Annotated in this window: 12 protein-coding genes; all 12 read right to left on the minus strand. The window is 65.7% G+C overall.

What is annotated here, in order from left to right:
* Window positions 1–8 precede the first annotated feature (8 nt).
* Window positions 9–1,268, minus strand: coding sequence for a hypothetical protein (locus AB0I14_RS13475; RefSeq protein WP_358021642.1), 1,260 nt, complete (start codon window positions 1,266–1,268; stop codon window positions 9–11).
* Window positions 1,269–1,271: 3 nt separating this feature from the next.
* On the minus strand, window positions 1,272–1,592 hold the full coding sequence (locus AB0I14_RS13480) for a WXG100 family type VII secretion target (protein WP_358021645.1): 321 nt from the start codon (window positions 1,590–1,592) through the stop codon (window positions 1,272–1,274).
* Window positions 1,593–1,723: 131 nt separating this feature from the next.
* Complete coding sequence (locus AB0I14_RS13485) at window positions 1,724–2,206, minus strand: hypothetical protein (protein ID WP_358021648.1); 483 nt, start codon at window positions 2,204–2,206, stop codon at window positions 1,724–1,726.
* Between the two features lie 36 nt (window positions 2,207–2,242).
* Window positions 2,243–3,775 carry a type VII secretion integral membrane protein EccD gene (gene eccD, locus AB0I14_RS13490; RefSeq protein WP_358021651.1) on the minus strand — a complete coding sequence of 511 codons (1,533 nt, stop codon included), beginning with the start codon at window positions 3,773–3,775 and terminating at the stop codon, window positions 2,243–2,245.
* Window positions 3,772–5,199, minus strand: a complete 1,428-nt coding sequence (locus AB0I14_RS13495; protein WP_358021654.1) for an AAA family ATPase — start codon at window positions 5,197–5,199, stop codon at window positions 3,772–3,774. Before AB0I14_RS13495 ends, eccD begins: the two co-directional genes overlap by 4 nt.
* A gap of 130 nt (window positions 5,200–5,329) precedes the next feature.
* Window positions 5,330–5,617 carry a WXG100 family type VII secretion target gene (locus tag AB0I14_RS13500; RefSeq protein ID WP_166907477.1) on the minus strand — a complete coding sequence of 96 codons (288 nt, stop codon included), beginning with the start codon at window positions 5,615–5,617 and terminating at the stop codon, window positions 5,330–5,332.
* Window positions 5,618–5,648: 31 nt separating this feature from the next.
* Entirely contained in the window at window positions 5,649–5,951 is a 303-nt protein-coding gene (locus AB0I14_RS13505) for a WXG100 family type VII secretion target (RefSeq protein ID WP_166907475.1), read from the minus strand.
* A gap of 94 nt (window positions 5,952–6,045) precedes the next feature.
* Window positions 6,046–7,374: a PPE family protein gene (locus AB0I14_RS13510; RefSeq protein ID WP_358021658.1), complete on the minus strand. Its 1,329-nt coding sequence runs from the start codon at window positions 7,372–7,374 to the stop codon at window positions 6,046–6,048.
* A 42-nt stretch (window positions 7,375–7,416) separates the two neighbouring features.
* A complete protein-coding gene (locus AB0I14_RS13515; protein ID WP_166907471.1) occupies window positions 7,417–7,710 on the minus strand; it encodes a PE family protein in 294 nt (97 codons plus the stop codon).
* Window positions 7,711–7,869: 159 nt separating this feature from the next.
* Window positions 7,870–9,642, minus strand: coding sequence for a type VII secretion protein EccCb (eccCb, locus tag AB0I14_RS13520; protein WP_358021661.1), 1,773 nt, complete (start codon window positions 9,640–9,642; stop codon window positions 7,870–7,872).
* Window positions 9,639–11,870: a type VII secretion protein EccCa gene (gene eccCa, locus AB0I14_RS13525; RefSeq protein ID WP_358021664.1), complete on the minus strand. Its 2,232-nt coding sequence runs from the start codon at window positions 11,868–11,870 to the stop codon at window positions 9,639–9,641. The genes eccCb and eccCa overlap by 4 nt, the downstream gene beginning before the upstream one ends.
* Complete coding sequence (gene eccB / locus AB0I14_RS13530) at window positions 11,867–13,309, minus strand: type VII secretion protein EccB (RefSeq protein WP_358021666.1); 1,443 nt, start codon at window positions 13,307–13,309, stop codon at window positions 11,867–11,869. Before eccB ends, eccCa begins: the two co-directional genes overlap by 4 nt.
* Between the last annotated feature and the right edge of the window lies 1 nt (window position 13,310).

Consider the following 13,310-nt stretch of genomic DNA (forward strand, 5'->3'; position numbering starts at 1 on the left):
TGTCCCCCTTAGAATCCGAACCACTTGCCGACCTTCTTGGCCCCGTCCTTGATGGTGTCGGTGACCTTACCGGGGTCAATCTCGACGTCGAAGCCCACCTTGCCGCCGATACCTAGTGCAGCACCGAACGATCCACCGATCTTGAGCTTGCCGTCGTGGAACCCGGCGTCCACATCTCCCGAGATTCCGATCCCAGCCTGCAATTCGCCGTGGGCTCCGACGCCCACGCCACCCACATCCACGCTGGCGTCCCCGGTCAGACGTGCGCCGGCAAACGCTTCGGCCTCCAGATTCACGCCGTCGGCGCCTATGGATGCATTGGCGGTCGCGTCGGCTTCGACGGCGGCGCGAACCTCGCCGTCGGCCTCGGCGATGCCGTAGGTTGCCGAACCCTTCGCCTCAGCACCAACCAAGGTCGCATTGGCGTTGGCACCGGCGGAGATGCCGTCTGAGGTGACTTCAACGTTGGCCTTCGCCTCCGCGCTGAGGACATCTACGCCAGCAGTGCCCTTGACCTCAGCTCCGTTGTCGAATGTGTGCTTGCCCTCGGGAGTCTCTTTTGAGTAGACCGACGCTTTTCCGCTGGTTACTTCTTTTTCGTACAGCTTTACGCCGGGGCCCTTTTTGGACTTATCGTCGCCGTTCTTGCCGTCTTTGCCGTCCTTATCCTTGCCGTCTTTGTCTTTGCCGTCTTTTTGCTCGTCTTTTCGAGATCCGAAGTCACGCTCTTTCTTGTTCTTCGGATCGAATTCCTTCGACTTCTCCAGGATCTTTTTCTTCTCGCCCGGCTCGAAGGCCTTCGCCAGGAGGTCGTCTGCCTTGTCCGCCGCTTGCAGCAGCTTGTCGACGGCTGACTGGGTGTTCTTCACCATCGTCTCTACGAGCTGTTTGCTCGCCGACTGAAGCGATTCGACCGACGGTGCTATCACCCGACTGGTGGCCGCGTCGATCACAATCCCGTAGGCGCCCGCCGTTGAACGAAGTGTCGCCAGTTGGGATTTAACCTGACTCACCTCGTTCGCCGCGGTCCTCGCGGCGGTGGAGACTCCCGTTGAATCCTGGACATGGCTGAGCAGATCGCTCGCGCGGGCCTGTGTCTGTTGCAGCGCCGCCGCCGACCCCTGGCCCGACCAACTTTGGAACGCCGTCAGGCCTCCGAGCGAGCCACTGACCCGAGAGGCAGATTCAGCTCGGACTGCGCTTGACTGACTGACCGCATTGATTGCAGCAGAATCCCACCGATCGATATCGGCTACGTTCAAGCCCACGGATCAGACTGCGCTGGAATCGAATGCGTCGCCTGCAGACTTCACCGTCTCCGCCTCGGATTCATCGGTGTGGCCGTACATCGCCGCAGCAGCAACGAAGCGTTCCCCGTGCCCAGAAATATTGTGGTGATGAATCTCGGCGTCCTCGTCCCATTCGGCTAACTTCGCCGCCAAGGCTGCAGCCGACTTACCGATCCACCCGGACTGCGCTGCCGCGAGCTGCTGGCTCGAGGAGGCAAATTCACCCCGCAACGTTTCAGCAAGCTCGCCTACCTGCTTGCCCGACTCATGCACAGCCGCCGCGTCCACACGTAGTTGGCTCATCGGCCCCCCTCTACCAATGCTCAAACAGTCCGCCAGGCGCGGCCTCTCACGAGTAGCTAGCCTAACCCGCGCTCACAGACCTCAGATGCAGAAGTTTGGGCCCACGGACCGCAACCAGCCGTGCGGGGTCCTCAGTTGCCGAACAGCTCCGCCGGTGCAGAGTATTCCTGTGCCCACTCGGTCCACACGGGCGCTGTGGGCCCCACGGCGCTGGTCACCAAATCCCAACCGCCGCTTTGATTTGACCGGAACAATCCGACGTACCGCTTCGATGCGCCGCCGTTTGCCGCCGCTTCGGCGAGCGGAGTCCCGGCATAGTCGAACGGGTTGCCGTCGGAATTCTTGAGCTGGGCGGATAGGAACGCCCACCCGTTCGCCGCCTTGAAGGTCTGTACTGAGAACTGCGCGGGCTTACCCAGTTGGCCATCTACGTCGGTGGCCGCGGCGTTCAGAATGGCCTCTCCCTCAGGCGAATTCTGATCTACGTCATGCAGTTGCGCTGCTTCCGACGTCGACGGCTCGGCCGGCGCACACCCCGCTGCCGCCATCGCCACAAACACGGCCACCAAGCCCACTTGCATGGCAAACAAAAGTCGCCGGCACCGGCTCGTCATGGTCTGACGCCACCCATACCCTGCCGCCCGTAAACCTCAGTGCAAACGCAGGTTCCGCAGCAGGTCGTAGACGCCGGCGATCCACAGCAGCAGCGGGATCACCGCGGCAATGGCCGCACCGTCGCCCAGTTCCAGGATTCGCTTGGTCACCGGTGACACGCGACGCACGCCGTCGGTGGCACCGATGGTGATCACCGCGACCAGTCCGAGTGCCGTGTAGATCGCGAGCACCAGCCAGGCACTGCCCGGATTCCACAGGCACAGGCGCACCATCACGCCGGTGGGCACGGCGACCGCCGCCGCGAGCAGCGCCCAGGAGCACCACCGCTCGGCATACAGCCGCGACCGGAAGCCACAGATCACGGCCACCAGGACGGCCACGATCATGCTGTGTACGAAGAAATGTCCTTGCACCACAACGGCAATCGCGCCGACCGACAGCACCAGCGCACCGGCCGAGAGGAACCCGATCAACAGTTGGCGGGTGAGGAGGCTGCGTTCCTGCAGCCGTGCAGCCGATTCCGGCACCGAGGCGATGATCGCCTTCCACGTGGGCGAGGCCTCGTCGACCTCGTCAGGGGTGATGACCGGGTCGAGCAGCTCGTCGTTGGACACCGACTCACCGGGCGCCGGGATCGGCGGCAGGGCGATACGGGCAACGGCGACAGTGAGTTTGGCTGCGTTGGTGACCACGATCAACCCGAACGCGATGGCTCCGGCCGGCACCCACGCGGCTCCGCCGTAGCCGACGGCGATCGATGCGCCGGTGATCGCGATGGCCAGCACCGCGACAAATGAGGCCACATCAGCGCGGCCGCGCGGCCCGCCACGAGTCGCCAACGTCAACAACAGCACCACCGCACCCGCACCCGCGAGCTGCGGCGCGCCAAGCGAATCGGCGTCATAGGGCAATGGCACGGCCAGCGCCGCGGCGCCGCCCAGCACGATCGTCGCGGCCAACAGCAGGCTCTCGGCCAGATCCAGATTCTCATACCGGCTCTGCGCGGCAAAGCTCCCGCCGAGCAGGCCCAGACCGAACAACCCCAGCGCCAGCGCCCACCACCAGCCCTGGCCGGCCCCGCTCCAGGACACCAGCGACATGACGGTGATGGCCGTGGCTACTACCGGAATAGCAATGCCGACAAAGCGACTCAGTGCCGTGCGGTCGAAGATCGGTGATTCGTCGAGCACGGCGATCGCGTCGATCACGTCCTCGACCAGCGGGCGGTACCGCTCGGTGCGGCTGACCGAAACCAAGGTCAACAACGAGCCGTCGACCACCCCGGCATCGTCCAGGGATTCGTCGGCCTTCAACGGCGGCGCACCCGGGCGGGCGAATGCCCACATGCCCTGCTCGGAGAAATCGAACCCGGCGAGGGTGTCCTTCGGAGTGTCCTCGAGCAATTCGCCCAGCACACTCACGGTTTCGTCGATGTAGGTCTCAATCGCCGCCGTGGCCGGCAACACCAGATCCGTCATCCGCTTACCGGTGAGGATGGTGACCCTGGTGGTGGACGGCCTGCCGGGCGTCGCGCTCGATGTGTCAGCGGCAGCTGCGGTCGCGGTCAACGCCGTTCAAGCCTGTCGAAATCGTCGGACAGCGCAGCGGCCAGTTCGGTGATGCGGCGCTGGAACGTGTCGCTGAGCAGCTCGAGCTGAATCTCGGTGCCCGCGGCGACGTGCTTGTCCCACGGCAGCACGACGACACGGCCCGGAGGTACGTGGCGTTCGAACTGCTGCACCAGATCCTCGACGTCGACGTTCGGCTTACCCGGCGTGACGTGGTTGATGACAACACAGGACCGCCCGAGCAGATCCTGGTATCCGTTCTGGCGCAACCAGTCCATCGTGATGGCGGCCTGCCGGGCCCCGTCGATCGAGGCACTGGCCACGATGACCATGCCCGACACGGTGGACAGCACGCCGCGGGAGGCCTTCTGGAACAGACCCGCACCACAGTCGGCGAGGACGAGGTTGTAGTAGCGCGACACCACGGCGGTGGCGCCCTTCCAGTCATCGTCGTTGAACTCGCGCTGCGCGCCGCTGTAGTCCTCGGACGACAGCACCTCGAGGTTCGCCCCGTTCATGCTGGTGTAGGCACGAATGTCGTTGTAGCGCGACAGTTCCTGGTCGGCGAGCAGATCGGAGATCGTCGCCGCGGACTGACGCCCGGCCCGGTCGGCCAGGTTGCCGCCGTCCGGATCGGCGTCGATCGCCAGGATGCGGTCGCCGCGGACCTTGGCCATCGCCGACCCAAGCGCGACGGTGACGGCGGTCTTGCCGACGCCGCCCTTCAGTCCGAATACGCCGATCTGGTAGGAGTCGCGGGCATTACGCCGAATCCGGCCATGCAGTTCAAGTTCGTAGACCTCATCGGGCGACAGACCGAGGTTGATCCGCGTCGTGAGATACAGCCAGTGCCGCCATCCGCGCTGGGACGGCATCTTCACTCCGGTCTTCACCCCGACGTGCGACAACGCGTCGATCGCGCGGTGGTTGCCCATCGTGGCGGCCGAGGTGGGGCCGGGCGCGGCCGGGCTCGGGATGGCCTGCCCCGCTCGCCACTGCCCACTGACCTCGGGATCGAGATCGGCGAACTGCGACGGCGCTGGGCCGGGCGCGACGCGCGGGGCCGGACCGGGCATGGCGCGGGCCTGCTCGTGCCGCGCGCCCTGGCCGAACTGCTGCTGCTGCGGGGCCCGCAGCATGGTGTTCTGCGGCCACTGCGGTGCACTCGCCGGCGGCGGTGGCATGGGCGCAGGCATCTGCTGCGCGGTCTCCGCGTGCCGCGGCTGCGCTGCCGCTTGAGTCTGGGTGGAGGCCGTGGGGGCCACAGGCACATCCGTGGAACTGGTTTCCCCAACCGGGACCGGCGGTGGCGCCGCTGCCGCGGCGGCCTTCAGGATGGCATCTCTGTCCACGATGGCCGTGGCGTCGTCGACCGGTTTACCCGGTTCCGACGAGTGAAAGAGCCGGTCATAGTCGGCCGACATGGGGACCCCTCAGATAGTCAAAAACAGATGGTTAGATCTTTACACCCAAGCACAATTGGTGGGCGGGTTCGGGCCATCAACAGATAGTCCGAACACCCGCCCACCAAAGCATGCTTGTTGCCGCGTAGTGCTAGGCAAACATCCCCGAGACGCCGGCCTCGGTCTGGGCCATGGTCTGCCCGGCTTCGCTGATGGTCTGCGCGAGGTTCTGCAGCGCCTGGTTCAGCTCGTTGGCGGTGCTGTCCCAACGGGTCTGAACGGCCTGGTAGGCCTCCGAACCCGAGCCGCCCCACGCCGAGGCGAGCGTGGCCAGCGAACCCTTGCCCTCGTCCAGCAGGCCGGCGGTGGTGCCGACGGCGCCCTGGATTTCTCCGGCTCCGCCTTCGATGCCTGCGAAGTTCCAAACCTGTTCTGTCATGTCTTGTCTCCGTTTCTTGTGGTCAGTTAGGTCAGATGTTCATCGACGAGGCCAGGGTGCCGGCCTGATCGTCGTCGGTGCTGGAGTACTGGGTTCCCGAGGTGTGGATGTTGGTCGAGATCTCGTTCAGTTCCTGCATCTGCTTGTCAGCAGCCTCGTGGAACCGCATCAGCGCCGACTGAGCAGCGGTGCCGGCCTGGCCCTGCATCTGGGCCGCCAAGGTCCCGCCGGTCGACTCGACCTGAGCCATCACGCTCTTGAGCTCACCCGAGATACGCTCGAAATTCGCAGCCTCCTTGGCGAGGACGGCGGCATCTGTATTCATCTGTGCCATGTTGGATTCCCCTTATTTTTCCTTTGTCCTCACCAGAGAAGATTTTGGCGAGTCCTCCGGCCGGGTGGCCGGAAAGTCTGTGTGGTGGAACGACTTACCAGTCGTCGTCTCCATCGTCGATTTGGTCGTATGTGAGCGCCGTCGGTGACACCAATCCGTCCTTGGTTTCGGCGCTCTGCTCTTCCTTCTTATTGGCGGCGTGCACCGGTGCCCCGCTGCCACCGCCGCTACCGCCACCTGCCGGCGCAGCCGGACCTGCGGGCCCCGCCGCGAAGGCCGACGCGGCCGGCTTGGCCTCGCCGCTGATGCCCAACATGCTGGACAACAGCGCCGTGCGCGGAGGAGATCCGAGTGCGCCCGGCAGCGACGCCGCGCGCACCAGGCCGGCACCCGAACTCGGGCCCGTACCCCCGGCCAGCGGATGGCTCGAGAAGGGCGACGCCCCCATCAGCCCCATCTGCATGCCCTTGTCACTGCCCCCCATGCTGGAGAACTGGCTGACCATTTGCGTCACCTGCTGCAACGGCTGCGTCATCGCCTGCATCGGGCTCTGGAGCATCGACGGGATCTGCCCTGCGAGCTGACCACCCTGCTGCGCCATCTGCATGACCATCTGCATGCCCTGCTGCATGGGGTTCTTCTCGGTCGGATCCTTCTGCTGCTGCCCCGCGTTCTCACCCTTGCCCGCCGCACCGACCGCCCGCTGCTCGGCATGGTTGGCCTGCGCAGCGGCATTGCCGACAGCCAATTTCATCGACGACAGCGTGGATACCGCGCTGATCGCTTCGACCGTCGCGTTGCGGGCCAGACCTACGGCCGTTCGTGGCGCCGTCGACGCGATCGCCGCTGCCGCGGTCGTCTCACCGATCCCGGGCATCACGATCGGCTGCATCGGTACGAACGGCTCGAACAGCAGGTTGGCGGTGGTTTCCGCGTGATACGCCTCCATCGCACCGGCAGCCTGGTTCCACATCCGGACGAAGTAGTCCATCTCGTTCAACCCGATCGGCATCGCGTTGATACCGAGGAAGTTGGTGGCGTTCAGGACTGCGTTCGTGACGTGGTTCTGCTCGATCTCCGGAATCGGCGGAGTGGTCGTCAGAGCCAGGGTGTACGAGCTCGCCTGGGCGCTTGCCTGCAACGCCCGCTTCTGCGCCTGCAGCACCATGGTCCGCAGCCACATGATCATCGGCATGGTTGCCGAGACCGCGCGTTCACTTGCCGCGCCGCTCCACACCGAGGTCAGAGTGCTCAGCGCCCCGGCCAGCTCGTCGGCCTGCGTCTCCAGCAGGATGGCCAGACCCTCCCAGCCCGCTGTCGCCTGGAGCATCGGCGCCGGGCCGGCACCCAACATCAAGCGCGCGGTGTTGACCTCTGGCGGCATTGCAAACCAGGTCGGCGGAACCGGTGGTGCCATGACCATTGCTGGACGACCCTATCTGAAGACGATTTTGCCGACGGGCGGTTAGAGCGTGGTGGCCTGAGCTGCGTCGACCGCGTTGTAGATACCCGCGATCTCCTGGTACGCCGCACCCGCCCGGGTGAGTTCCTCCTGGGCGAACGAATTCGCGGCAAGAGCCTCGACTCCCTCGCTGGCGAAGGCCATCGCAGCGATTACCGAGACCTCGTCAGCGCCAGCCGGAACCAGCGCGGTAACGGCCGCAGTAGCGGTGGTGCCGCCGGCCAGACCGCGGGCCGCGTTTGCGATCACCTGTGCCGCAACACCTTCGGCACCCGGGTTGTGCATCAATGGTTCCATTTGCTTGCTCCCCTGTCTCGATTACAAATAACCAGGGACAAGCACCCAAAGGCGACGTGGCAGAAAGTTTGCCATGCCGTCAAGAGATCTGTCCCCCGATCTCTTTGCTGGCGGGCCGCCGCCAGCGTTGCTGAGTGCGTTGGTCAAATACTAACTGCCCTATTGGGGTGCTGCGAACACTTCTTCTTCGGGTGGATCGACATAGGCCGCCTGAATGACTTCCTTGCCTTCCGGCGCGACCATAAATGCCTGGCCAGGCGGCCTCTTCTTGACGATGATCTCCCGCGACGGGAAGTCGTTCTTCTCCCCGGAAAGGAACAAAGTCGGCGAACCGGCGCCATAGGCGGCGCCCACGAACTTATCCATCGTGGCCCGGTGCGCCAGGCTCATCTGGCACGTCACGATGACGTGCAGGCCGATATCGGCCGCTGCGGGCAGCAGCGGACCCAGCGGCGCCATCGGCGACAGCATGCCCGCGGCCGCGGTGATCATGTGCCAGTCGTCGACCAGCAGCACGATGTCCGGACCACTCCACCACGACCTCGCTCTCAGCTGCGCGGTGGTGAGGTCCGCCGGCGGCAACCGCTTCTTCAGGTTGGTCGCCAGCGCCTTGATGGCCTCTTCCAGCGACGCACTGTTTCGGTTGATCGCGCCCGCCGCCAGCAGATGCGACTCGGGCACCGCGTCGAGCAGGCCCGACCGGTAGTCGGCCAGCATGAACCGCACCTGGTCGGGACTGTTGCGATTGCAGATCGCCTTGGCCACCGCCTGCGCGATGGTGGTCTTCCCCGACTTCGGAGCGCCGAAGATCAGGAGATGCGGCGTCATGTTCATCTGGTTGTAGGCGACAGCGAGGTCGGACTCGCGCACCCCCAGCGGCACCTGCCAGCGAGTCCGGTAATCGGAATCGGCTCCGGGCGGATTCGGGTCGAGTTGATGGAGGTAGATCTTTTCCGGGAGCACCCGCACCTGCGGTGCCTGGTCGGTGTAGCGGGAGGACACTTCCCGCACACCCGCCGTGATCGCGTCGACGATGTTGGCGGAGCTGTGAACACCGTCCAGTCGCGGTACCCCGATCATCAGGTGATGTTTCTCGAGCGAAACGGCGCGGCCCGGCCGGTTGGCCGGGATGTCGCGGGTGATCCGGTCGATCTGGGTCTCGTTGACGTCGCCGAGGCGGAATTCGACCTTGGTTCCGAGGTAGTCACGCACACGTGATTTGAGCTCGGTCCAGCGCGGCGTGGAGATGATGACGTGCACGCCGTACGCCAGCCCCTGGCCGGCCAGGTCCTGCACGGCAGGCTCGAGATCGGGGAAATCCGCTACGAACGCCGGCCAACCGTCGATCACGAGGAAGACGTCGCCGAAGGGATCCTGCGCGGCCGGGTTGTTCGGGTCCTCCCGCATCTCGCGGTAGGCCGAGACCGAGCCCACACGGTACTGCTTGAACACCTGCTCGCGGGCTCTGAGAACCGCCTTGACCTCGGCCACCACCCGGTTGACCCGGTCCGGTTCGGCGCGGGTGGCGACGCCGCCGACGTGCGGCAGGTCTTCCATGTACATCAGGCCACCGCCACCGAGGTCGATGCAGTAGAACTGCACCTGCCGCGGCGTATGGGTCGCCGCTGCCGACAGCATCAGGGTCTGGAGGAAGGTCGACTTGCCGGTCTGCGGGGCACCGCCGATCGCGATGTTGCCGCCGGCCGCCGACACGTCGACGCCCCAGATGTCCTGTCGGTGCCTGCGCGGCTCGTCCATGATTCCCAGCGGGAAGCGCAGGGGCTGACGCTGGTGGTCGCGCTCGATCAACTCGTTGACCGGAGTCGGATCGGTCAGCGGCGGCAGCCACATCTTGTAGGCGCGGCTCTCACCGGTGCCCAACTGCCCGAGGACGACCTCGCGCAGGACCCTCGGTTCAGCATCTGTACTCATGAGCTCACCGCCGTATCAAAAATCGGTGTCGTCGTGAACTGATGAATCCGCAGCCGGGACTGACGCTGCGAGCGTGGCCTGGCCTCGCCGTCGGCAGACTCCTCGACCTCGGGCACGTAGTTGGCTCCGGTGTAGAGCGTGCTGAACTTCACCGGATCCTCCATACCCACCCGCAGGAAGCCCACGCCGCTCTCCTTGTTGGTGATGTACTGCGCCTCAGGCGTACCGATCACCGCCTTCGACTCGGATGAGCTGGTGGTACGCAACGCAATTCGGTAGGTCAGGTTGGGCTCGAGCTTGTCGATCCGCACGCCGCCGGTGTTCAGCGACTGGGTGGCCAGCAGCAGGTGCACGCGCAGCGACCGGCCCACGCGGCAGATGCGGTCGAACAGCTGGATGAAGTCGGGGTGGTTCTGCAGCAACTCGGCGAACTCGTCGACCACCACGAACAGCGTCGGCAACGGAGGAAGGTCCGCACCGCGCTCGCGATGCTTCTCGTACTCGGCCACACCGGACAGCGCACCCGCGGCACCCACCTGCATACCGGCCTGACGCAGGATCTGCTGGCGCCGGTCGAGTTCACCGGTGAGCACCTCACCCATACGGCCGACCAGCTCGGCTTCCTCTTCCATGTTGGTGACGACGGCCGCGGTGTGCGGCAGCTTCTCCATACCGAGGAAGGTCGAACCGCCCTTGAAGTCGGTGAGCAGCAGGTTGATCTGGTCGGGGTGGTGGGTGGCCACCAGCGACAGGATCATGGTGCGCAGGAACTCCGACTTACCCGAGCCGGTGGTTCCGATGAGCATGCCGTGCGGGCCGGCACCGAACTCCGCGCCCTCCTTGATGTCCAGCTTCATCACCTCGCCGGACTTGAGCTCGTGTCCGAACGGGATCTTGAGCCGGTCGCGGTCGGTGTCGGTGAACATCCGCCAGCGCGCCGGCGTCACCTCCTCGACCGACTTGGCGCCCACCAGGTGGTGCCATTCCTTGGAGACCTTCTTCTGAACCCGGACGTTCTTGTCGATGATCGTGCCGGTGATCGACCAGCCGGCCAGCTTGCGGGCGACCCGGCCGGCCTGCGCCGGGGTCATCCGGTCCACGACCCGGGTGACCTCGCGGTAGTTCTGGTTGGGCAACTTGTCGTCGGCCGTCCCGTCCGCGTCGACCCGCAACCGGTATGCCGAACCCCGGTGATTGCCGAGGGTGAGCACAGTGACCCCGGCCCGGCCGTCGACCGGGAAGCCGGCCTTGCCGCCGGTCAGGTCCACCACGATCACGTACGGGCCGCCGGGCGCGGCGTCGGCGCTGTGCGGGCCGCGCGCGGTCAGATCGCTCAGACCATCGGGACGGGTGTAGACCAGGCGGGTGGGGCCGGCCGCATCGGTATCGGTCTGGTGTTGCACGTGCGGCAGCCACTTGAGCCACGACCACTTCGGGTCTTCCGGGTTGTCGGTGAGCACCCGGATCTGCAACAGGTCCGGCGGATGGAACACCGCCAGATGACAGATCATCGCGGTCAGCATCGCCGAGGCACCGTCGAGGTCGCCACCCACGGCGATCGTCGGAAATGTCCGCAGCTGAACAAGTTTCGGGCAATCGTGAATCAGGCCGTGGGTGCGCAGGAACTTGGTCACCCACATGTGGCTGACCGGCTCCAGGTGCGGCTGCGGCGCGCCCTGCGGACCGGCCAGCTCGCCGCTGGTGTTCGGCTTGAGCAGCCGGTCCACCGCGATCTCGGCGCCGATGCCGATCCGGGTGGCGGCGTAGAAGTCGGAGTTGGCCTGACGGGACCACTGCCGGTGGGTGCCGATGATCGACAACAGATCGTCGGGATGCGGTGCGTGGTAACCGAAGAACGAGACCTGAGCCGACGCCGACGACGTCACCCGCGTGCGCAGGCCCGCCAGGTACCGCAGGTATTCCTTGCGGTCCGCATTGATCTCCGGGACCTTCTTGCCACCGCCGCCGCCACCGCCCATCATGCCGACGGTGCCCATGATCATCATCAACGGCATCATCAGCATGTACGGAGACAGCTGACGCACCCCGGTGAAGATCATGATCGCGATCATGCCGATCATGCAGCCGCCCATGACCCATGGCATGGCCTTCTGCATGCCCGACGGCGGGATCTCGATACCGAGGTCATCCGGTGCGGCGACGTTGATCTCGCCCGGTGTCAGCCGCGGCCCCCGCTTGATGGTCGGGGTGAACTTCTTGGTTGTCATGAGCCTTGCTTGCTTTCCACTTTGCGCGGATGGGGGTCGGCAGGCAGCGTGTCGTGCTCAAGCAGAGCCGCGTCCTTCGACAACACCGGGCCCTCGACCAGCAGCCCTACGACCTGCCACGGTGCGTTCACCGCACCGGACAAGCCCAGATTCTTCGCGGCATCGTCATTGGCGATGCCGTACCGCACTCCTTGCGGGTCGATGTAGTACAGGCTCTCGCCCACCCGGGGATCCGGCGACTGAAGCCGCACGAACTGGCCGCCTTCGATGTACACCGTTGCGTCACCGCCGATCTGGTCGATCCCGGTGCCGACGGCCGACGACGGGATCGGCAGCCGACGGCCGGCGATCACGGTGGTCTTGGGCGCCTGATCGCCCGGTTCCCGCTGCCAGGCCCAACACAGCACCGGCGAGTCCTGACGCAGCAGCACCTCGAGCGGCTTGTCCGGCAACGGCGAGCCGTAGACCTGCTCGGCGATCTTGGCTACCACGCTGGCCTCCACCGACGGCGGCTGCAGCAGGCCGTAGGAGTTGGTGGCGCGCAAGGCCGCAGCGGTGGTCTCGTTGACCCGGGCCACCCCGTCCGGCAACACCACGTAGTGCTGCGGATCAGATTCGGTGGCGGTCCGGAACACCGAACCGATCACCAGATTTTCCTGCAGCCCAACGGTATTCGGTGCACCAGCGGCCGGAATCCCCGGCAGCTGCCAGGGGCCCCGGTTGGCCAGTGAGTTGAACAGCCCTTCGGAGACCGGCGTGGCCTTCGCGGTGACCGGGATGCCCACGGCCGAGCTGATCGCCCGGTCCGACAGGTCGATGCTGTGCCTGCCGTCTTCGGTGACCAGCCAGTTGCCACCCTCGAAGGTCACCAGCATGCCCTGGTTCGGGCGCATCGGGCCGACCGCGGTATCCGTTGCCAGCGACCTGATCAGAACCGAGGACTCCACCTTGGGCGCCGAGCTGTCGGGCTTGGCCACGGTGTCGCACAACGTCCACCGCGAGGCGGGCGCCCCTGTCGGCGTGGCATACGGCGCACCGGGAATACCGATCGGCTGGCCCTTGGGCAACCGGTTCAGCTCCTCGGACTTCACCGCGGACGGGGTACCGGAGTTACCGAGCGCCAACCGGGCCGAGGTCAGGTTGTACACCGGGCGCAGCAGATTGCTTCCGGGCAGCATCACGTAGAGCTGATTGGTGGTGCGGTCCACCAACAACTGATCGCTGCCCTGCTTGCCCAGCGGCTTGAAGTACGCCATCAGCCCCGCGCCCAGGCAGATCAGCACCGAGACCACGACACCGGCGAACACCGCGCGGCTGTAGAACTGCAGCGGATCGTCGAACATCCGGGTGTCGCGGCGCACGATCGCGTGCTCGACGCGACGCAGCAGAAAACGCCAGCCGCTGACCTGGACCTTGGTGGTGAGCCGGAAGCCTGCCATC

The sequence above is a fragment of the Mycobacterium sp. NPDC050441 genome, from assembly GCF_040655355.1.
Classification (GTDB): Bacteria; Actinomycetota; Actinomycetes; order Mycobacteriales; family Mycobacteriaceae; genus Mycobacterium.

Bases quoted from the DNA above. Each gene is read 5' to 3' on its own strand.
- eccCa (WP_358021664.1), bottom strand. From the start codon at position 11,870: ATGACAACCAAGAAGTTCACCCCGACCATCAAGCGGGGGCCGCGGCTG.
- AB0I14_RS13510 (WP_358021658.1), bottom strand. From the start codon at position 7,374: ATGGTCATGGCACCACCGGTTCCGCCGACCTGGTTTGCAATGCCGCCA.
- eccCb (WP_358021661.1), bottom strand. From the start codon at position 9,642: ATGAGTACAGATGCTGAACCGAGGGTCCTGCGCGAGGTCGTCCTCGGG.
- AB0I14_RS13480 (WP_358021645.1), bottom strand. From the start codon at position 1,592: ATGAGCCAACTACGTGTGGACGCGGCGGCTGTGCATGAGTCGGGCAAG.
- AB0I14_RS13485 (WP_358021648.1), bottom strand. From the start codon at position 2,206: ATGACGAGCCGGTGCCGGCGACTTTTGTTTGCCATGCAAGTGGGCTTG.
- AB0I14_RS13500 (WP_166907477.1), bottom strand. From the start codon at position 5,617: ATGACAGAACAGGTTTGGAACTTCGCAGGCATCGAAGGCGGAGCCGGA.
- AB0I14_RS13515 (WP_166907471.1), bottom strand. From the start codon at position 7,710: ATGGAACCATTGATGCACAACCCGGGTGCCGAAGGTGTTGCGGCACAG.
- eccB (WP_358021666.1), bottom strand. From the start codon at position 13,309: ATGGCAGGCTTCCGGCTCACCACCAAGGTCCAGGTCAGCGGCTGGCGT.
- AB0I14_RS13505 (WP_166907475.1), bottom strand. From the start codon at position 5,951: ATGGCACAGATGAATACAGATGCCGCCGTCCTCGCCAAGGAGGCTGCG.
- AB0I14_RS13495 (WP_358021654.1), bottom strand. From the start codon at position 5,199: ATGTCGGCCGACTATGACCGGCTCTTTCACTCGTCGGAACCGGGTAAA.